18 protein-coding genes and 1 pseudogene are annotated in these 18,664 nt (G+C 56.6%); 14 read left to right on the plus strand and 5 right to left on the minus strand.

Features of this window, described 5'->3' with window-relative positions:
- Positions 1-322: 322 nt before the first annotated feature.
- Positions 323-772 carry a GNAT family N-acetyltransferase gene (locus HRQ60_RS15035; protein ID WP_172196791.1) on the minus strand — a complete coding sequence of 150 codons (450 nt, stop codon included), beginning with the start codon at positions 770-772 and terminating at the stop codon, positions 323-325.
- Positions 773-874: 102 nt separating this feature from the next.
- On the opposite strand from HRQ60_RS15035, the gene HRQ60_RS15040 reads away from it, so the two are divergent.
- The 3 genes from HRQ60_RS15040 to HRQ60_RS15050 all read left to right on the plus strand — a co-directional run bounded on the left by HRQ60_RS15040 (position 875) and on the right by HRQ60_RS15050 (position 3,888).
- Complete coding sequence (locus HRQ60_RS15040) at positions 875-1,399, plus strand: DUF402 domain-containing protein (RefSeq protein WP_172196793.1); 525 nt, start codon at positions 875-877, stop codon at positions 1,397-1,399.
- A 310-nt stretch (positions 1,400-1,709) separates the two neighbouring features.
- A complete protein-coding gene (locus HRQ60_RS15045; protein ID WP_425501686.1) occupies positions 1,710-2,969 on the plus strand; it encodes an Nramp family divalent metal transporter in 1,260 nt (419 codons plus the stop codon).
- Positions 2,970-3,198: 229 nt separating this feature from the next.
- The gene (locus HRQ60_RS15050; protein WP_246281346.1) at positions 3,199-3,888 is read left to right on the plus strand and encodes a phosphatase PAP2 family protein; all 690 of its coding nucleotides are present in this window, start codon (positions 3,199-3,201) and stop codon (positions 3,886-3,888) included.
- Between the two features lie 79 nt (positions 3,889-3,967).
- Here HRQ60_RS15050 and HRQ60_RS15055 read toward each other — a convergent pair whose 3' ends face one another.
- Entirely contained in the window at positions 3,968-4,447 is a 480-nt protein-coding gene (locus tag HRQ60_RS15055) for a GAF domain-containing protein (RefSeq protein WP_172256573.1), read from the minus strand.
- Positions 4,448-4,686: 239 nt separating this feature from the next.
- Between HRQ60_RS15055 and HRQ60_RS15060 the strand changes: the two genes are divergently transcribed.
- A complete protein-coding gene (locus tag HRQ60_RS15060) occupies positions 4,687-4,989 on the plus strand; it encodes a hypothetical protein (protein ID WP_172196797.1) in 303 nt (100 codons plus the stop codon).
- 369 nt (positions 4,990-5,358) lie between these two features.
- Entirely contained in the window at positions 5,359-6,795 is a 1,437-nt protein-coding gene (locus tag HRQ60_RS15065; RefSeq protein WP_172196929.1) for an MDR family MFS transporter, read from the plus strand.
- 215 nt (positions 6,796-7,010) lie between these two features.
- Here the strand turns inward: HRQ60_RS15065 and HRQ60_RS15070 are convergent, their stop codons facing one another.
- The gene (locus HRQ60_RS15070; protein WP_172196799.1) at positions 7,011-7,478 is read right to left on the minus strand and encodes a MarR family winged helix-turn-helix transcriptional regulator; all 468 of its coding nucleotides are present in this window, start codon (positions 7,476-7,478) and stop codon (positions 7,011-7,013) included.
- Positions 7,479-7,711: 233 nt separating this feature from the next.
- On the opposite strand from HRQ60_RS15070, the gene HRQ60_RS15075 reads away from it, so the two are divergent.
- Both HRQ60_RS15075 and HRQ60_RS15080 read left to right on the plus strand, forming a co-directional pair.
- On the plus strand, positions 7,712-8,446 hold the full coding sequence (locus HRQ60_RS15075) for an ABC transporter ATP-binding protein (RefSeq protein ID WP_172196801.1): 735 nt from the start codon (positions 7,712-7,714) through the stop codon (positions 8,444-8,446).
- Positions 8,443-9,726: an ABC transporter permease gene (locus HRQ60_RS15080; RefSeq protein ID WP_172196803.1), complete on the plus strand. Its 1,284-nt coding sequence runs from the start codon at positions 8,443-8,445 to the stop codon at positions 9,724-9,726. Before HRQ60_RS15075 ends, HRQ60_RS15080 begins: the two co-directional genes overlap by 4 nt.
- Before the next feature lie 128 nt (positions 9,727-9,854).
- Here the strand turns inward: HRQ60_RS15080 and HRQ60_RS15085 are convergent, their stop codons facing one another.
- Positions 9,855-11,129 (minus strand): BaiN/RdsA family NAD(P)/FAD-dependent oxidoreductase, encoded by a 1,275-nt coding sequence (locus HRQ60_RS15085; RefSeq protein WP_172196805.1) that lies wholly within the window; start codon positions 11,127-11,129, stop codon positions 9,855-9,857.
- Between the two features lie 181 nt (positions 11,130-11,310).
- On the opposite strand from HRQ60_RS15085, the gene HRQ60_RS15090 reads away from it, so the two are divergent.
- The 4 genes from HRQ60_RS15090 to mutY all read left to right on the plus strand — a co-directional run bounded on the left by HRQ60_RS15090 (position 11,311) and on the right by mutY (position 14,937).
- Complete coding sequence (locus HRQ60_RS15090) at positions 11,311-11,745, plus strand: BrxA/BrxB family bacilliredoxin (protein ID WP_172196807.1); 435 nt, start codon at positions 11,311-11,313, stop codon at positions 11,743-11,745.
- Between the two features lie 215 nt (positions 11,746-11,960).
- Positions 11,961-12,776 carry an ammonia-dependent NAD(+) synthetase gene (nadE, locus tag HRQ60_RS15095; RefSeq protein WP_172196809.1) on the plus strand — a complete coding sequence of 272 codons (816 nt, stop codon included), beginning with the start codon at positions 11,961-11,963 and terminating at the stop codon, positions 12,774-12,776.
- 515 nt (positions 12,777-13,291) lie between these two features.
- Positions 13,292-13,690 carry a holo-ACP synthase gene (gene acpS / locus HRQ60_RS15100; protein WP_172196811.1) on the plus strand — a complete coding sequence of 133 codons (399 nt, stop codon included), beginning with the start codon at positions 13,292-13,294 and terminating at the stop codon, positions 13,688-13,690.
- On the plus strand, positions 13,687-14,937 hold the full coding sequence (gene mutY, locus HRQ60_RS15105) for an A/G-specific adenine glycosylase (protein WP_172196813.1): 1,251 nt from the start codon (positions 13,687-13,689) through the stop codon (positions 14,935-14,937). The genes acpS and mutY overlap by 4 nt, the downstream gene beginning before the upstream one ends.
- Positions 14,938-15,040: 103 nt before the next feature.
- Here mutY and HRQ60_RS15110 read toward each other — a convergent pair whose 3' ends face one another.
- A complete protein-coding gene (locus HRQ60_RS15110; protein ID WP_216671601.1) occupies positions 15,041-15,652 on the minus strand; it encodes a superoxide dismutase in 612 nt (203 codons plus the stop codon).
- Between the two features lie 587 nt (positions 15,653-16,239).
- Here HRQ60_RS15110 and HRQ60_RS15115 point away from each other — a divergent pair.
- The 3 genes and pseudogenes from HRQ60_RS15115 (at position 16,240) to HRQ60_RS15125 (ending at position 18,621) form a co-directional block, all read left to right on the plus strand.
- Positions 16,240-16,662, plus strand: coding sequence for a GNAT family N-acetyltransferase (locus HRQ60_RS15115; RefSeq protein WP_172196815.1), 423 nt, complete (start codon positions 16,240-16,242; stop codon positions 16,660-16,662).
- Between the two features lie 351 nt (positions 16,663-17,013).
- Positions 17,014-18,228 (plus strand): annotated as a pseudogene (gene queG / locus HRQ60_RS15120) (tRNA epoxyqueuosine(34) reductase QueG); the annotation flags it as partial.
- Positions 18,229-18,324: 96 nt separating this feature from the next.
- Positions 18,325-18,621, plus strand: a complete 297-nt coding sequence (locus HRQ60_RS15125) for a YneF family protein (RefSeq protein ID WP_172196817.1) — start codon at positions 18,325-18,327, stop codon at positions 18,619-18,621.
- Positions 18,622-18,664 lie beyond the last annotated feature (43 nt).

Consider the following 18,664-nt stretch of genomic DNA (forward strand, 5'->3'; position numbering starts at 1 on the left):
TCGTGGAGGAAGCTCAAAGGCTGCGGGAGAATTTCGTTTCGGTCGCGTGTTGAAATCGGGAAAAATGATCAAATTGTAATGGAATTTTCCCGATTTCAAAGGCGAACACTATCGTTCCTACACTGAATTTCTCCCTCCGCCTTTTTGCTTTGCGCGGATTCAGATCTTTCTTGACACGTTAAGCGGCCTACTGGAAGGCCGCTTTTTCACATGCGTTATTCGGAGTGGGGAGGGGAGGGGCCTATAGTCACCTGCTCGAAGGAACAGTCAGGCTCCGCAGAGAATCCGGTCGCTTAAGAACGGGAATCCGGGCAGCTTGCAGTTATTCGCTTCGCTCCAGCAGCATATCCACATGCGGAATCCCGTCTTCCGGGTACACGTCCGAGATCACGCGGAAGCCGAATGAGCCGTAGAACTTTTCCAGATAATGCTGCGCTTGAATCTTGATCGGCACGGGCTGTGATTCTACGGAGAGGAAAGCGATCGCGCGGTTCATCAGCTCCTGCGCCAGGCCGCGGCCGCGAAAAGCGTCGTTGACCAGCACGCGTCCGATCGAGGCCTGCGGATAGGCAAGGCCTGGCGGAAGCAGGCGGCAGTAAGCCGCAATCTGCCCATCCTGCTCCACAAATAGATGGTGGCACAGCGGATCTTTGCCGTCGATCTCGGGATACAGACAGTTCTGCTCCAGCACGAAAACGTTCACCCGCTCCCGCAAAATCCGGTAGACTTCGTCCCCGCTCAGCTGTTCGAACGATTTTAAATGCCATTGCATGCGTAACGTCTTCCTCTCGTCGTGTATTTAGGTTAAATTTGAACGATAAGTGGAATTATAAAGCCCGCGGGGAATGATGTAAACGAAAGAGGAGGCAGCAAGATGAAATTGAACCTGCATGCGCTCAAATACGGCGGGATTGCCCATTACGATTGGGAGATGGAACTGCTCGGCGAACGCGAAGGATGCCTGATCGCCGAAGGAGCGCCGGGCCGGAGCCTGAAGCACCATACCAAAGGACAAACGTTCACGGTTCCGCATGCTTCGCTCGAAGTCTACGCGCTGGAGGAAGGATTTACGGTCAGTTTCGACATTGCGGACGGCGAGGTAGTCTCGATCTACTGCAATGTCTCGCAGCCCTGCGTGCGAAGCGGGGAAGAGGTGTCGTTCGTCGATCTCGATCTGGATCTGCTCTGGAACGAGCGGGAAGGCTGGCATGTGGTCGACGAAGACGAGTTTGAAGATAACCGCAGCCGCCTGGGATACCCCGATGAACTGACGCGTTTCGCCCAGCGATCGCTGCGGGATCTGCAGGAACGGGCGCATCAAGGGAAATTCCCGTTTGACGGGAGTCTGGAAGCAGAGATTCGCAGAATCGCTTCCGGAACGCCGAAGCTGAACGTTTAGCTTCGGCGTTTTTTTGTGGAGACGGGGAAGACCTTCCAAGAAAATGGGATGAAAAAGAATCTTTTTTTGCGTAAGTTTTCGTATAGAAGTGTTTACATATATAAAGAAAAGGATTATAATCGGTTCAAAAGTTGCGCAGAGGAAACATTCGTGTGCAAGGGTAACAAATGTAGACCAAGGAAATACAAAATTTAGATATCGATTCGGCACAGGCCCGAGACAAAGAGGTGAACAAGCGGTGGAGAAAGAAATCGAAGCAAAAGCAAAACGGCATAGGGAAGCGGCTCCTCACGAGACGGCGCACAAACCGGTGAAAGAGCTGAATGCCACGGAACGGGCTGCCCAGGCCGTATTGAGCGGAGAAACCAAAGGATTCAGACGGCTGCTGCCGTTTCTTGGCCCCGCGTTCATCGCGGCGGTTGCTTATATCGACCCGGGCAATTTTGCTACAAATATTACGGCGGGTTCGCAGTACGGTTATATGCTGCTGTGGGTCATCTTCGCTTCCAATCTGATGGCGGTGCTGATCCAGTCGCTGTCTGCGAAACTCGGCATCGCCACAGGGCGCAATCTGCCGGAGATCGCGCGCGACCGCTTTCCCAAAGGCGTCTCGGTCTTCCTCTGGATTCAGAGCGAACTGGTCATCATTGCGACAGATCTGGCCGAATTTATCGGGGCGGCGCTCGGGCTGTATCTGATCTTCGGGATTCCGATGCTGCCGGCCGCGCTGATTACGGCGGTTGCCTCGTTTGCTATTCTTGAACTCCAGCGTCGGGGATTCCGGGCGCTGGAGACCGGCATCGCGGGCATGGTCGTCGCGGTCGTGCTGTCTTTCGCTTTTCAGGTATTCATGGCGAAGCCGGATATGGGAGCCGTCGCCGCGGGGATCTTCACGCCGCAGTTCGAAGGCACGCAGAGCATCATGCTGGCTGCCGGCATCCTGGGTGCGACGGTCATGCCGCATGCGATCTATCTGCATTCGTCGCTGACGCAGAACCGGATCGTCGGCCGCAACGAAGAAGAGAAGAAGAAGATTTTCCGGCTTGAGTTTTTCGATATTATTTTTGCGATGATCGTGGCCGGAGCGGTCAATATGGCGATGCTGATTATTGCCGCGGCGCTCTTTTTCAAGAACGGACTGCAGGTCGAAGAACTGGATCAGGCGTTTATCCACTTCCGCGAACTGGCCGGACCGGCTGCCGCGATCTCGTTTGGACTCGGACTGCTGATCGCGGGACTGTCGAGTTCTTCGGTGGGTACGATGGCAGGCGACGTAGTCATGCAGGGATTCATCAACAAACGGATCAATTTGTATCTGCGCCGCGCGATCACGATGATTCCTCCGCTTGCTCTCATCATATCGGGGATCAATGCAACCGAAGCCCTCGTGGTCAGCCAGGTGATTCTGTCTTTCGGTATCGCTTTTGCGCTGGTGCCGCTGATGCTGTTCACCGGCAACCGCAAGCTGATGGGCGGACTTGTGAACCATCCTATCACCCAGGTGCTGGGATGGGCGATTGCGGCGCTGGTTATCGTGTTGAACGTTTTCTTGGTGGTTCAGAGCTTCTGAAGAAGCCCTGCGCATCCGCCAACCGACTCCAAAAGCCTTTCTCGCTGCGGCGAGAAAGGCTTTTTTTATTGGACGGAAAGGTTCTGAACGTATTTGTGAGCGGCAAAACGGTTTATGATAGGCGGCCGAAGTGTAAAAGGTATGTAAAGTGAAGACACGGATCAAGTAAACGTTTAACGCGTCCGTTCGGGGTCTATCGCTTATTTTTAGGAATCCGGAGGAAAAAGAAATGCCGCAACGAACGACCAAAGCCTCGATGAGGCATACCGCCCTGTGCTTTATAGGATTTGGCCTGCTCACCGTCGCTTTTGTGCTGATCGCGATGCTGGTCGGATCGGGACATCAAAGCGTGATGAATTTTGACCATAAATGGATTGGAAGAATCCAGAATCAGGAGACGCCGACCTGGACGAGCGTGGCCGAGACACTCTCGTGGATCGGATCGACCCAAGTGGTTATCGTGCTGGTTGTCGCCCTGCTGCTGTTCCTGCTGCTGATCCCGCGTCTTCGTTGGGAAGCGCTGCTTGTGGTCTGTGCGACAGGAGGCAGTGCGCTGCTGAATATTCTGCTCAAAAATCTGTTCCGCCGCGATCGCCCGGATATCAACCGTCTTGCGGAAGAATCCACTTTCAGCTTCCCGAGCGGACATTCGATGGGGGCATTCGCTCTCTACGGCATTCTCGCCTATGTGCTGTGGAGGCTGATCGAACCGCTGCCGCTGCGGATTATCGCGCTGCTGCTCTGTATTTTGCTGACGCTTACGATCGGACTCAGCCGGATCTATCTCGGCGTCCATTATCCGAGCGATGTCATCGGCGGCTATACCGCAAGCGCGGCCTGGTTGGCTCTGACGATCGGAATTTTCGAATATTGGCGCCACCGCAAGGTCCGCCGCAGCGAATATCGGCTGAACGCGTAGGCGGGTACGACTCAAAGATACAGATCAAAAAGACCGCCGTGAAATCCATGGCGGTCTTTTTGATTCGGCGGACGTTCGGTTACAGTTGAGCCACCAGAATCTCGGCGAAACGCTCCAGGAACTCCTGGTCGGTCTCGTCGAAACGGGCATGTTCCGGACTGTCGATATCGAGCACGCCGATCAGCGTATCTTCTTTGAACAGGGGAACGACGATCTCGCTGTTCGTCGCGGCGTCGCAGGCGATATGGCCCGGGAACGCATGCACATCGTCGATGCGCTGCGTTTCGCGCGTCTTGGCCGCGGTGCCGCAGACGCCTTTGCCTATCGGAATACGGATGCAGGCCGGCAGTCCCTGGAACGGGCCGAGCACCAGCTCTTTGCCGTCGTAGAGATAGAAACCGGACCAGTTGGTATCGGGCAGGTACTGCGCAAGCAGTGCCGAAGCATTGGAGAGATTGGCGATGCGGTCGGGCTCTCCGTCGATCAGGGCTTTCAATTGGGACAGGGCCGTCGCGTAACGTTCCTCGCGGGTGCCTTCTTGGCTTTTCATTTCGAACATGGGCGTAAGCCTCCTATTTGCGGACGTATTCGGATGATCGCGGATCGAACCGGTCTTTTAAATTTAGGCCTTTTCCGCAGCAAATGTCAATGAGCTTCAAAGCTCCGTTTCGATGTTTCCGTCGGGAATTGCGCGGGTAAGTAGTGGGTAACTCATAGGCTGCGCTCTTCGGCCGACATCCGCGGAAGCGAATACCGGAGAAAGGCGACAGCCGTTCACAGAAATGGAGGAGAGGCGATATGCAGGCCGCAACACAGAATTTGTTCGTACGAATCCATCTGCTGCATTACGCGGAGGAACAGGATATTTCCATTCGCGAAGCGCTGCCCAGACTGGAGCGTGCCGGTTACCGGGTCGCGGACCGCGAGGTCAAGCAGGAACTGGAGAACTTGGCATCCGAGAATCTGCTTACCGCCCACGGCGAAGAATATACGCTGACCGGAGCGGGCATTACCGAGCTGCGCAAGGTTCGCGATTCGCTTGGCAGTATGTGCTCCGAAGTCCTGACCGCCCAGCGCACCGTCAAGGCTGTGCGTGCCTGATCGGCACAGGTCCCTGTCCGAAACGTAGATTCATTTGGCAGCGGCTCCGTCATCCCATGTTCCGGCTGCCGACAAGAAACCCGCATGTCGCCATCTTCCTGGGCGCCTATGCGGGTTTTGTTCGGAGCGGCGGACACGCGCAGATCACACCCGAACATCGGCTGCCGGGCAAAAAGCCTGCCGGAAAGCCCGGACGCCCCGTTTCCATGGTAAGATAGAAAAGCTGCCGCTTGACCGGGACCGAACGGCTCGGGTCAAAGCGGCTTGGGTTATTTTGAAAAGGACGCTTCCGGGCGCTGCCTTGTATGGGAGGATTTCGACACCGTGGAACACACGCAAAACAAACGCAAATATGTACTGGCCGGCTTGATGCTGTCGACGTTTCTGGCGGCGGTGGAAGGTACGGTCATCAGTCCGGCAACGCCGTCGATCGTAGGCGAATTCGAAGCGGCGTCGCTGATGAGCTGGGTATTTGCCGCTTATCTGCTGACGATGGCCATAACCACGCCGATCTTCGGCAAGCTGAGCGATCTGTTCGGCCGCAAGCCCGTTTTCCTGACCGGCTGCCTGCTGTTTATTGCCGGCTCCGCCTTGTGCGGTTTCGCCGGCGGGATGGAGCAGCTGATCGCTTTTCGCGCGATTCAGGGTATCGGGGCGGGAGCGGTTATTCCGGTCACGTATACGATCGTAGGCGATCTGTACAAGATGGAAGAACGCGGCAAAGTGCAGGGCATGATCAGCTCCGTCTGGGGTATCGCTTCGCTGGTGGGACCGCTTCTGGGCGGCTATCTGGTCGATACCTTTTCCTGGCGCTGGATTTTCGGGATCAATGTGCCGTTCGGCCTGCTGGCCGTGCTGTTCATCGCTTTGTTCCTCAAAGAAGAACGGACGCGCAAAAAGGCCGATATCGATTGGGCTGGCGCCGCGACCTTTACGATCGGCATGACGGCGCTGCTGCTGGCGCTCACTTCCGGCGGACAGAGCGCAGCGTGGAACTCGCCGCTGATCATCGGTCTGCTGGCGGGATCGATCGTCATGCTCGCCGCATTCGTATGGATCGAGCAGCGGGCGTCCGAACCGCTGGTTCCGCTCAAATTGTTCCGGATCCGCGATATTTTGTTCTCCAGTATTGCGGCCCTCTTCGTCAGTACGCTGCTGATCGGGCTGACCACCTACATTCCGCTGTGGGTACAGGGCGTGCAGCAGGGCAGCGCCGTATTGTCGGGCATGCTGCTGGCGCCGATGTCGTTCAGCTGGATCGCGGGTTCGTTTATCGCAGGGCGCATGATCGCCAAGAGCGGCGCCCGGGGAGCAGCCGTAATCGGCCTGGCCGCACTTGTGGCGGGAAGCGCCGGGGTGGCTCTGATGGGCAGCGGCTCGCCGGGATATGTGCTTCCGCTGCTGATGCTTGTACTCGGTCTCGGTTTCGGCATGTCGCTCACCGTGTTTACGATTGTGGCCCAATCTTCGGTCGGCTACTCCATGCGGGGAGCTTCGACGGCTCTTAATACGTTCCTGCGTACGCTGGGTCAGACGCTTGGAGTCGCCTTTTTCGGAACGCTGCTCAATGCTTCGCTGCTGTCGGGTACGGGAGGAGCGGCATCCGGCGGGGCAACCGAAGCGGATATCAATGCGCTGCTGTCGGAACATACGCGCGCCGAGATGTCTGCGGATAAACTTGCAGGCTTGTCGGGTGTCCTCGAAAACGGGCTGCACAGCCTGTTTATCGTGATGCTGATCCTGACGGCGCTCGGTCTGCTTGCAGTGCTTCCACTGAGCAAGCGCCCTCCGGCCCCCCGCGAATAACGGGAAAATGCAGAGGTTTCGTATACGCGCTTTGCACCGATTCCACACAAAGCTTGGCTGCAAAAAAAGACGATTTCCCGGGGGAAGCCTCGGGAAATCGTCTTTTGGTATACGGACGTGGCGATTCGGTCATCGGGTGAAAGTCAAACATTGAGAAATATTTCACTTAATAAGCAAGCGGTAAAATCGGACTTCTCCTCCGCCGGAGGCTGCGCTTACTTGCGCGCCGACGGAGAGAGTCTTTCGGCTTCCATGCCCATTTTTTTGAGCAGCGAGATCAGTTGAAGCTTTTCTTCTTCCTTCAGGCCGATCAGTGCGTTTGTCAGACGTTCCGCATAATGGGGATACGCATCGTCCATGAGGGATCTGCCTTTTTCCGTCAGTTCGGCATAGATGACGCGGCGGTCGGTCGGGCAGGGATGACGGACGAGCAGGCCGTGACGTTCCAGCTTGTCGATCACGTAGGTCACGTTGCCACTTTGCAGCAGGAGCTTGGCTCCGATCTGTTGAATCGGCTGCTGACCCTTGAAATAAAGAACTTCCAGAACGGCGAAGGCCGTAGGGTTGAAACCTTGAATCTTGCTGCCGCTGACGGCATGTTCGTTGACGCTTTTAAACGATTTGGCGAATACCCGGTATAAATGCAGGGACAATTCGGTATCGCGTGCTTGAGTATGGATCATTACGACTCCGCCCTTTCAAATTTTGGTAGATGGATTATGTTTATCTTAGTTCAGCACTAATGTTTGAGAACATGTCATTTGTCACAGTTTTTCATTTTAACTATTAAAATTTTGTGCTTTTTCATTAAAGCTTCAAATTTAAAGTGACTGTGCGCACAGGAAAAGACTGGTAAAAGCAACGGAATGATAAAAGGGACGTAAGAGGAGTAGAACATGCCTAAGGAGAGAAGCAAATGGGAGAGTGGACAGGACTTGAACACGAAAAGAGCGAACCCGTGCTGGATATCCGGATCGATGAAGCGGGGTATTCGCCGGGTGACGCGTGTGTAAGAGATATTTCGATCAAAGTGGGCCGCGGCGAATTGGTGGGGTTGATCGGTCCTAACGGCGCGGGCAAGAGTACGACCATCAAAGCGATCCTGAAGCTGATCCCTCACGTAAAAGGAGAGATCAAGCTGGGCGGTTCGGGAACATACGCGTACGTTCCCGAACAACCCCTTTATTACGACACGCTGACCCTATGGGAGCATCTTGCTTTGGCCGGGGCGGCTTACAAGATGGAAGAGCAGGCATTCGAGCGCAGCGCCAACGAACTGCTGGAGCGCTTTCGTATGACCGATGCGAGAGATAAACTGCCGGGGGGCATGTCGAAAGGAATGAAGCAGAAGATGATGCTGATGCTCGGATTTCTGCTGAAGCCCGATGTCTATATCGTCGATGAACCGTTCATCGGCCTTGACCCGAGAGCGACAAAAGACTTTCTGCGGCTGTTGGAAGCCGAGCGTTTGCGCGGCGCGGGTGTGCTGATGTGCACGCACGTGCTGGATACGGCCGAGAAAATCTGCGATTATTTCGTGCTGCTCTCGGACGGAAAGACGGCGGCGCAGGGCAGTCTTGACGATATCCGCGGAGCCTGCGGCCTGGTACAGGGAGACTTGTTCGACTGCTTCGAGGCGCTTACCGAATGAGCCGGTTCATACGGGGAAGCGTCGGATTAGCGGGATTCGCCCGGCCAGGCGCCTTGTTTTGGCGGCGTGTAAGAGACTATCTCGATTGGGAACGCCAAAACTTGCGTCTGGTCGTCGATTGGGTGGTCGCTCTGTACATCATTATTCCGTTCGGGCTGCTCGGCGGCCGCTATTATTACGGATTCTGGAACGGTGAGATTCCGGAAGCCATGCAGAGTCTGCCGCTTGCCGTGCTGCTGTTGGTTCCGCTGCTCACTGCGTTGGCCTCCCGGCCGATCCTGATGCTGGAACAGGCGGACGCCGTTTTTCTCCGGCAGTGCCCCGGATGGCTGGCGGGGGTGACGGTCCGTGGGCTCGTTATGTTTGCGGCGTTCCAGGCGATCAAGACTTTGCTGGTGGCTGCGATCCTGCTGCCTTTCCTGAGGGAATTGTACGGGATTGCGTGGGGAACGATCGTCGTCTTGGGCCTGGCAATATGGACGCTGCACCTTGCAGTGGGCATGCTGGTCCATTTTACTATCGTTTTCCGGCGGGATCGATTTAAAAGCAATGCCGCTGCAGGCGGTTTGTTGGCTGTCTCGGCTTTGTTTTTGTGGGCGGCCTCGTCGGGAGCTGCGGCGGGTTTGGCGGCAGCGGCGGCACTCGGCACCGTGGCTGCTCTTCTGATGAGAAAACGGACCACACTGTCTCATCATTTTGAGGAAAGTGCGGCCGCCGATACGGCGGTCCGCTTTCGCTTCGCTGCCCTGCTGCTGGCGCGTGCCATAGACAAGCCTCGGCCGCCGAAGCGCAAAGCTCTGCTGCTGCGCCGTTCCGGTCCGCTGCTGCCGCGCTTCGCGGGCAGCTGGCAGATTCGGCAGATCGCCGATGCCGCACTTAAAAGCGCGCTGCGCGAGCGGGGCTATGCCGGCATGTATCTGCAGTTCCTTGTCATCAGCCTCGCGGCAGCGGCCATAGGTCCGGTCTGGCTCGGTTGGATCGTCGTACCGCTTATGCTGCTGCTGTTCTCCATGTGGCTGCGCGGGCTCTGGATCCGCTTCGCGGGCCATGCTTTTCCTCCGGTTGCGGCCATGGACAGCGTGCTGCTGGACTCGGCATGCGCTCCCGCCGTCGGAGTTCAGATGCTGCCGCTTGCGTTTGCGCTGAGTGCCTGCCTTGGCGTCAAGGTATATGCTGCCTGGTGGGGAGCTGTGGTATTCGGTCTGCCCGGTGCGATCGCAGGAATGATTCTGGCTTATATGCTTGCTGCATTTTGGCACAAAAAAGAGCAGGCGGCCTAGACCAAGCTGCGGTTATACACGAAGCAAAAAGCCGTACCCGCCATCGTGGCAGGGTACGGCTTTTGTCAGGAACAGTGCGGGGGACGATAAGCTCTCCCGCCGGTTCGGTTCTTTTTGGCCCGCTGGCGTTACGCGCGCAGCGCCAGAGCCCGCTCCGCCGCGCTTGTACCCGCGGCATGTCCGGTCGAGAACGCCGCCGTAATATTGTAACCGCCGGTGTATCCGTGGATGTCCAGCAGTTCGCCGCAGAAGTAGAGCCCGCCGGTCAGCTTGGACTCAAGCGTCGACGGATCGACTTCTTTCAGATGGACGCCTCCGCCGGTCACGAACGCGTCCTCGATCGAGAGCGTGCCGTTGACCGGGATCGGGAAAGCTTTGATCAGCTTCGCAAGTTCGGTCCATTTGGCTTTGGGAATATTGTCGTGCGTCAGCATCTCGTCGAGCTCCGCCCGTACGAGCAGCAGCGGAATCAGCTTCTCCGGCACGGCCGTTTTCAGCACGTTCTTGATCGCTTTCTTCGGATCGGCCGCCGTAAGGTTCAGCGTTTCCCGGTAGACGTCGTCGGCACTTCGGCCCGGCATCAGGTCGACCGTGACGCGCACCGTGCCTCCCGCCTGCTTGTCCAGCTCCTTGACCACGTACTGGCTGCAGCGCAGCGCCGCCGGACCGGACAGACCGAAGTGGGTAAACAGCATATCGCCGACATGCGTGACGAGCTTTTTGCCTTTGCCGCTCCAGACCGTCAGTTCGATCTCCCGCAGCGACAATCCCTGCAGTTCCTTGCTCTGGATAAACGCGGCCCCCGAAGTCAGCGGAACCTCGGTCGGGAACAGCTTGGTGATCGTATGTCCGGCTTCTTCCGCCCACGGATAACCGTCGCCGGTGGAGCCGGTCTTGGGTACGGATTTGCCGCCGACCGCCGCAATCACGCAGGAGGCGGAAATCGTGGTGCCGTTTTTGAGCCGTACGCCGGCCGCTTGTCCGTCTTCATATAATAGAGATTCCACCGGCGTATTGATTCGCACTTCGACGCCGAGCGATCGGACGCGTCCGACGAGTGCATCCACCACGGTCTTCGCCCGGTCGCTGACCGGAAACATGCGTCCGTTGTCTTCTTCCTTGAGGGCAATGCCCAATCCTTCGAAAAAAGCGATGATATCTCGGCTGCCGAACTGCGCCAGCGCGCTGTAGAGGAACCGGCCGTTGCCGGGAATCCATTTGATCAGTTCGTCATATTCCTTGTTGTTCGTGACATTGCAGCGTCCTCCGCCCGAGATGCCGAGTTTGCGGCCGAGCTTGTCTCCTTTGTCGAGCAGCAGTACGCGGGCTCCGCGTTCTCCGGCCGCGGCGGCGGCCATCAGCCCCGCCGACCCTCCGCCGACGACGATTACTTCATAATCCAACTTTCATCTTCCTTTTCGTTTGCTTTTTTTCCATCATAGCACAAAACACCGCCGCAAAAATCCGGAAAAGAACGAAGAATCGGGGAGAAAGCGGGCAGTTCCCTGCGCATAACGGCTTTCCTTTGGTTAGGAGGAACGGTATAATGGAAGCACATCAACAATTTGAAGGAGTGAATCGAACATGGCTATGTCTTTCGATCAATATATGCGCGATATGATTCAACCGATGCGGGATGAACTGACTTCGCTCGGCATCCAGGAGCTGCGCACGCCGGAGGAAGTGGAAGCCAGTCTTCCGAACGCTTCGGGCACGACGCTCGTTGTCATCAACTCGGTCTGCGGCTGTGCCGCCGGACAATGCCGTCCAGGTGTAGCCCAGGCGCTTCAGCACGACAAGAAACCCGACAATCTGTTTACGGTATTTGCCGGTCAAGACAAAGAAGCGACGGCTCAGGCCCGCGAATATTTCGCACCGTTCCCGCCGTCTTCGCCTTCGATCGCAATGTTCAAGGACGGAGAGTTGGTCCACTTTATCGAGCGTCATGGCATTGAAGACCGCTCCGCGGTCGAAATCGCCGAAGAGCTGACCCGGAAGTTCGACGAATTCTGCGGCTGATTTATAAGCCCGAATTCCGACTCTCCAAGCCCCGGCGGACCCCGTGTCCGGTCGGGGCTTTTTGCATGTCGAGATAGGCCGGGCAAGGTCGAGTCGGGCAAAAAAAGGCCGCGTAAGTTCGATGTCAGGCTCTTACGGGTATAATGATGAAGACAGGCATTATCCATTTTGTCCGGTAGAAGCAGGTTCCGGATATTCAAAGGAGCGAATGTACGATGAGTTTACAGCAGCAAATTATCGCGGAATTGGGCGTGCAGCCTACGATCGATCCGGAAGCGGAGATCCGTAAGCGGGTCGATTTCCTGAAGCAGTACGTGCTGGGTTCGGGGACCAACGGTCTGCTGATCGCGATCAGCGGCGGTGTGGACAGTGCCGTGGCGACGGGGCTGTGCAAACGGGCGACGGACGAGCTGATCCAGGAGACGGGCAAAGAGTATATCACGCTCGGCGTGTTCCAGCCTTACGGCGAACAATCCGATATCGAGCACAGTTACGCGACCGCCAAGGCTTTTGGTCTGACCCATACGGTCGAGACGAATATCCAGGATGCCGTCGATCATGTGTCTTCGACCGTCGAGAAGAGCTTCCAGAAGCTCGATATCAACAACCCGCATCAGATGACCGACAAAGGCAAAGGCAATATCAAAGCGAGAACGCGGATGGTCGTTCAGTACGCGCTGTCGTTCGAGATGAACCTGCTGGTTGTCGGTACGGACCACGCGTCCGAAGCGATCACGGGCTTCTATACCAAGTGGGGCGACGGTGCGGTCGACGTGACGCCGCTGTCGACGCTGAACAAACGCCAGGTTCGCCAGGTAGCGAGCGCGCTGGGCGTTCCGGCCGATATCGTGACCAAAGCACCGACAGCCGGATTGTGGGTCGGCCAGACCGACGAGACGGAGCTCGGCATCACCTACGACGAGAACAGCGATTATCTGGAAGGCAAAGAAATCTCGCCGAACGCCCAGTCGCTGCTCGAGAACTTCTATAAGAGAACCGCGCACAAACGCAATCCGATTCCGGGTATCTGATTTTGGGAGTCTGCGGGACCGCCCGGGAAGCCGCAGTCATGAGCGTTCCGGCACTGGGAGACGGCTTAGGCAGGACGCTTGCGGATGCGGCAGGCATCGATAGACGGGGAAAAGATCCGCTGAGGCGGGTCTTTTTTTCGTGTGGAAATAGCTGCATGAGGAACGTTATTTCTCTGAACCCGGCACTTTGGGAGCGAATAACTGCAAGAGAACCGTTATTTCATGATTATCTTGGGATTCGGTCTTGATACAAGCGCAATAAGTGTCCGGGCGCGGTTATTTCGCTTTTTTGAACCGAGAAGAGAGAAATAACGATCCTTCAGACGTTATTTTTTTCTCCCGGAAAAAGGCCGTGAACGAAGGCGCTCACGCAGACCGCCGGGAGCGAGTGCGAGCAAGAACGCGAATAACGTTGGGCGGAACTGGAGTTCCCCTGCGCCTCCTGCTACAATATAGAGCGGAGCCGAGGCCTGTACCGGAACGGCCAAAGAGAGCCCCAGGTGGAGGAATGCCGGATGATTTATGGAATCGGCCACGATATATTGGAAATCGCGCGTGTAGAGCGGCTGCTTGACGGTGCGCAGGGTGCACGCTTTTTGCAAAGGATCCTGACCCCTGCCGAGCTGGAGATTGCGGAGCGGCGCGGACCGAAACGGGCGGAATTCGTGTCGGGGCGCTTTGCGGCCAAGGAAGCGATTGTCAAAGCGCTTGGCTGCGGGATCGGACAAAAGGTTGGATTCGAGGATATCGAGATCGTACCGGACGCTCTGGGCAAACCTGGCGTACGTTTGTCGGACGCGGCCTGGAGCCGCTTGCAGCTGCCGGGCGGGAACGGTTATGTCATACATTTGAGCATTACGCATCAGCCGGCGATGGCTTCGGCCTTCGCCGTAGTGGAAAGGACGACATCATGACTGGCGAAAAAAAAGAAAACGCACCTATCCGTACAGCCTGGGAACGGATCGACGCGATCGAAAGCGAAGAGAGCAAGACGTATTTCAGCCGGGAACTGCTGGTCTGGTACGACCGGAGCAAACGGGATCTGCCTTGGCGGCGGCACCGGGATCCGTATTTTATCTGGGTATCGGAAATTATGCTTCAGCAGACGCGGGTCGATACGGTGATTCCGTATTTCAACCGGTTTATCGAGCGGTTCCCGACAATCCGGGAACTTGCGGAAGCACCGGAAGAAGATGTAGTGAAGATGTGGGAAGGGCTCGGCTATTACTCGCGCGCCCGCAACCTGCAGGCGGCCGCCCGGCAGATCGTTGAACGCCATGACGGACAGATGCCGTCGGAACGCGAACATGTCTTCGCGCTCAAGGGGGTCGGGCCGTACACGGCCGGCGCTATTCTAAGCATTGCGTTCAACCGTCCGGAGCCGGCGGTCGACGGCAACGTTATGCGCGTGCTGTCGCGCTACTTCCTGATCGAGGACGATATTGCGAAGCCGAAGACGCGAATCGGCATGGAGAAAATCATTCCGGGCTTGATTCCGGAAGGCCGGGCTTCGGACTTCAATCAGGCGCTGATGGAGCTGGGGGCGCTGATCTGTACGCCGAAGTCGCCACACTGCCTGATCTGCCCGGTTATGGAACACTGCCGGGGACGGATCGAAGGCATGGAGCGGGATCTTCCGGTTAAGACGAAGGCCAAGAAGCCGCGGCCCGAGCAGCGGCTTGCCGTACTGCTGGAAGGGTCCGGAGAACGCGAAGGCCGGGTGCTGGTCCGCCGCCGGCCGAGAACGGGGCTGCTCGCGGGCATGTGGGAAGTGCCGCATATCGCGGCGGACGGCACGCCGGAAGCGCAGGACCTCGGCCTTGAAGTCGTACAGCTGGAAGAAATGCTGGAAGATCTTAGTTTATCGTGGTCGCCAATGTCACCCTACATGACGGCGGAGCATACGTTCAGTCATATTCACTGGACGATGCGGGTGCTGATTGCCCGCGAGGAACCGGAGACGCTGGCGCAGCTGGCTGCCGAGAGCGGTGTTCCTTACGAGGTGGCCGTGCCGGAAGCGGCGGCGGGAGCCGAAATCGATGAAGCCGGCACGGAAGTGGAATGGCGCTGGATTTCGCATGACGATATGCGGGATATCGCTTTTCCGAATTTGTTCTTGAACATCCTGAACCGGTACTTCGAAGAATTCGGCAGAGATTGAGGTTGATGCCGACATTTGGACGCAAAAAAACGCCGATCCCGGAGGATCGGCGTTTTTGTTCTGCTGATGCGGCCGTGAGGCTGCATCGGCAGAGCGTTCGAACTTATTTTGCGGCTTCGAAACGCTTGGATACTTCGTCCCAGTTGACTACGTTCCAGAAAGTCGCGATGTAATCGGGACGTTTGTTCTGGAATTTCAGGTAGTAAGCATGCTCCCAAACGTCCAGGCCGAGAATCGGCGTCAGACCTTCGAAGAGCGGGCTGTCCTGGTTCGGAGTGCTTGTTACAGCCAGTTTGCCGTCTTTGCCGACAACCAGCCATGCCCAACCGCTGCCGAAACGGGTTGTAGCCGCTTTGGCGAAGTCTTCTTTGAATTTGTCAAAACCGCCGAGGTCGCTGTCGATCGCGTCGGCCAGTGCGCCGGATGGAGCTCCGCCGCCGTTCGGTCCGATAACGGTCCAGAACAGGCTGTGGTTATGGTGTCCGCCGCCGTTGTTGCGAACGGCTGTGCGAATGCTTTCCGGTACGCTGTCGAGGTCGCCGATCAGCTCTTCCAGGCTCTTGCTTTGCAGCTCGGGAGCGCTCTCCAGAGCGGCGTTCAGGTTTGTTACGTATGTGTTGTGATGGCGATCGTGGTGGATTTCCATCGTCTGTGCGTCGATATGGGGCTCAAGCGCGTCATTCGAGTACGGCAATGCTGGCAGTTCAAAAGCCATGATAAGATTACCTCCTGCTTAAGTGGGATTTTACGACGTGTCCCGCGTTAAGATGATGAGATTGACACAGGGTGTACATAGGAACGTCCTTACCTCTTTATTAAACAGGAACACTTTCTTTAAATCAATAGGTCATTTTTTCTCCGTGACTTTTTACCAAGACGCAAAATGCCGATTCCAATTGTTAAAAAGGTCATAACCGTGTAAACGGGATTCGTTTATGATGAAGCGGCAGTCTTTCGGTCCTGTTTTACGGAAAGTGTCGACAAAGGAGCGAAAAAACTCGAATTGTAGCGCTTCCAAAAGAAAAGTAATGTTTTTTCGTGTCACTTATGGTTTAATAATCGTGTGAGGAAAGTAAATCCGCTGGAAACCACGCATTTTTTCTGCCTTTTTTGTAAACTCGCGTCTTTATTTCTGTAAAAACCTGATTCAAGTAAGCGTTTGCGAAAAGCTAAGAACGAACATTTTCATGGCCGAACCGGCAGTGAGCTGCATACGCAGCGCGTCCGGGTTATGCGATGAAAATTCGAACTGCCGTTTTTCTGCCGATGCTGTCATTTCCAACAGAAGAAGGGGATTCAAGCATGAATGTTCGTTCTTTTCAGTTAAGTGATTCTAGCCGCGTAACGGAACTTTTGCAGGTTGCTTTATCCGAAGAATGTTATGAAAAGACGATCGGTCCGTTCTCCCGTCAGCTGTCGTGGGATTCGGAACTTATCCTGGTCGCGGAAGACGAAGATGAGATTGTCGGCGTACTGATCGGTACGATCGAGAGCAACATGGGCTGTTACTATCGTATCGCCGTTCATCCGGATTACCGCCGTCAGGGCATCGGCAAAGCGATGGTCGCCAAGCTTGAAGGCCGCTTCCAGCAGCGCAAGGTCAGCAGCATCTTCGTATCGGGAGATGAACACAATTCGGCAGCGTTTCCGCTGTACGAAGCCATGGGATATGGAGCGAACCGGATCTTGAACGCTTTCCAGAAACTCAGTATCCTGGCCGTGTAAGCAAGCGGGAACAGCCGTACATATTCGGATGCGGGGAGCATCGGGATAGGCCGACCCGTCGACAAACGAGACAATGCGCGGATCCCCGGAAAGGACCCGCTTGAACTTGATAAGCATGCCCGCTTCCTCGGGCGTCCGCACGGCTGTGATGCCGGGGCGGGCGCTGGAGAGCGCGGGGATGCTTTTTATTTGCTTCGCTCGATTTTCCGGGCCAAAAGAGGTAAAATGGAAGAAGCTTCGCCAAAGAAAATCAAGTGAAAACAAACCGAAAAACGCTTCCGGCGGCTGGGTACAGACCGGAGAAAGCGTCTTTTTTTGCGGATAAACGAAAAAAGGAAAGGAGGCATCGGCATGACTGAACAGACCGGGAACAGCGGAGCCGCGCAGACGACTTCGTGGGAAGCTCTCAGGCGTGAAATTATCGAAGCGGCGCCTTCACTCGGGATCGACGATATCGGATTCGCTTCGGCCGAGCCGTTTATGTCGCTGCGAACAAGGCTGGAAGTGCATCGCGCCAAAGGATTCGAATCCGGCTTCGAGGAGCCGGATCTCGACAAGCGGACCTATCCGGCGCTCAGCCACGAAGATCCGCAGTCGCTGATTGCGATTGCGGTCGCTTATCCGTCCAAACTCGAGAATCCGCCGAAGTCTCAGCCGGGCCTTAACCGGGGGATGATGGCGCGTTCGGCCTGGGGCCGCGATTACCATCATGTGCTGCGCGAAGCGATGGATCGCCTGGTGGCGTTTCTCAAGGAAAAGGTACCATGGGCCAGCGTAGTCAGTATGGTCGATACCGGCGTATTGTCCGACCGGGCGGTCGCGCACCGGGCGGGCATCGGATTTCAGGGCAAGAACTGCATGATCATTTCGCCCAAATACGGTTCGTGGATCTATCTGGGAGAACTGATTACCAATATTCCGTTCTCGCCCGACGAAGAAGTGCAGGAAGACTGCGGCGACTGCACTCGCTGTATCGACGCCTGCCCCACGGGAGCGCTTGTCGGTCCCGGGGAGCTGAACGCGCAGCGCTGCGTATCGTTTCTGACCCAGACGAAGGGACTGCTCAGCGAAGAGTTCATGATGAAGATCGGCAACCGGCTGTACGGCTGCGATACGTGCCAGATCGTCTGCCCCAAGAACAAAGGCAAGCATTGGCCGCATCACGCGCAGCTGCAGCCGGACCCCGAAAAGGCGAAGCCGCTGCTGCTGCCGATGCTGGATCTGAGCAACCGGCAGTTCAAGGAGCAGTTCGGCGACACGGCCGCAGCCTGGCGCGGCCGCGGCCCGATCCAGCGCAACGCGGTGATTGCGCTGGGGAACTTCAAGGACGAGTCGGCGCTGCCGAAGCTCGCCGAAGTGCTGCAGAGTGATCCGCGTCCGGTGATGCGCGGCACGGCCGCGTGGTCGATCGGCCGGATCGGCGGCACCGCGGCGGAAGAGGCGCTGCTGTCCGCGCAGGCGCTGGAGCAGGAGGCGGAAGTGCTCGAGCGAATCGCTCTTGCGCTGAGCGAAGTGCGCGAAGGCCGGAGACCGCGCCCGGCGAAGGGCGATCCTTCGCGCGCAGGGCAATAATAAATTGCGGCAAATGCCGCCTCGTGCTACACTTAAATCGCGTGTCCATATACGCATATACCAGCAAAAAAACGTGGGGTGACATCAACGATGTGGTGGAATTACGTGATACCGATCGTCACATTGATCGTCGGTTTGGTCGGCGGATTCTTTATCGGCGTGTACTACTTGCGCCGCCAGCTTACCAGTATGCAGAACGACCCGCAAATGCTGCAAAAAATGGCCAAACAGATGGGATATAATCTGAATGGCAAGCAGATGCAGCAGGCGCAGCAGATGATGAAGAAAAACGGCGGAAGTATGCCGGGCGGAATGCCTGGTGGCATGCCTGGCGGTAAACCGCCAAAAGGAAATGCGTTTCCTCCCGGCAACAAGCGGAGAAAATAAACGCGAGGGCCGGGACGCGTACAGCGGTTCCGGCGCATGCACG

Source organism: Saccharibacillus qingshengii, from assembly GCF_013185195.1.
GTDB lineage: Bacteria > Bacillota > Bacilli > Paenibacillales > Paenibacillaceae > Saccharibacillus > Saccharibacillus qingshengii.

What these genes read in the sequence shown, in the direction of transcription:
- HRQ60_RS15035 (WP_172196791.1), bottom strand. Translation starts at nt 772, where the DNA reads ATGCAATGGCATTTAAAATCGTTCGAACAGCTGAGCGGGGACGAAGTC.
- HRQ60_RS15040 (WP_172196793.1), top strand. Translation starts at nt 875, where the DNA reads ATGAAATTGAACCTGCATGCGCTCAAATACGGCGGGATTGCCCATTAC.
- HRQ60_RS15050 (WP_246281346.1), top strand. Translation starts at nt 3,199, where the DNA reads ATGCCGCAACGAACGACCAAAGCCTCGATGAGGCATACCGCCCTGTGC.
- HRQ60_RS15055 (WP_172256573.1), bottom strand. Translation starts at nt 4,447, where the DNA reads ATGTTCGAAATGAAAAGCCAAGAAGGCACCCGCGAGGAACGTTACGCG.
- HRQ60_RS15060 (WP_172196797.1), top strand. Translation starts at nt 4,687, where the DNA reads ATGCAGGCCGCAACACAGAATTTGTTCGTACGAATCCATCTGCTGCAT.
- HRQ60_RS15065 (WP_172196929.1), top strand. Translation starts at nt 5,359, where the DNA reads ATGCTGTCGACGTTTCTGGCGGCGGTGGAAGGTACGGTCATCAGTCCG.
- HRQ60_RS15070 (WP_172196799.1), bottom strand. Translation starts at nt 7,478, where the DNA reads ATGATCCATACTCAAGCACGCGATACCGAATTGTCCCTGCATTTATAC.
- HRQ60_RS15075 (WP_172196801.1), top strand. Translation starts at nt 7,712, where the DNA reads ATGGGAGAGTGGACAGGACTTGAACACGAAAAGAGCGAACCCGTGCTG.
- HRQ60_RS15080 (WP_172196803.1), top strand. Translation starts at nt 8,443, where the DNA reads ATGAGCCGGTTCATACGGGGAAGCGTCGGATTAGCGGGATTCGCCCGG.
- HRQ60_RS15090 (WP_172196807.1), top strand. Translation starts at nt 11,311, where the DNA reads ATGGCTATGTCTTTCGATCAATATATGCGCGATATGATTCAACCGATG.
- nadE (WP_172196809.1), top strand. Translation starts at nt 11,961, where the DNA reads ATGAGTTTACAGCAGCAAATTATCGCGGAATTGGGCGTGCAGCCTACG.
- acpS (WP_172196811.1), top strand. Translation starts at nt 13,292, where the DNA reads ATGATTTATGGAATCGGCCACGATATATTGGAAATCGCGCGTGTAGAG.
- mutY (WP_172196813.1), top strand. Translation starts at nt 13,687, where the DNA reads ATGACTGGCGAAAAAAAAGAAAACGCACCTATCCGTACAGCCTGGGAA.
- HRQ60_RS15110 (WP_216671601.1), bottom strand. Translation starts at nt 15,652, where the DNA reads ATGGCTTTTGAACTGCCAGCATTGCCGTACTCGAATGACGCGCTTGAG.
- HRQ60_RS15115 (WP_172196815.1), top strand. Translation starts at nt 16,240, where the DNA reads ATGAATGTTCGTTCTTTTCAGTTAAGTGATTCTAGCCGCGTAACGGAA.
- HRQ60_RS15125 (WP_172196817.1), top strand. Translation starts at nt 18,325, where the DNA reads ATGTGGTGGAATTACGTGATACCGATCGTCACATTGATCGTCGGTTTG.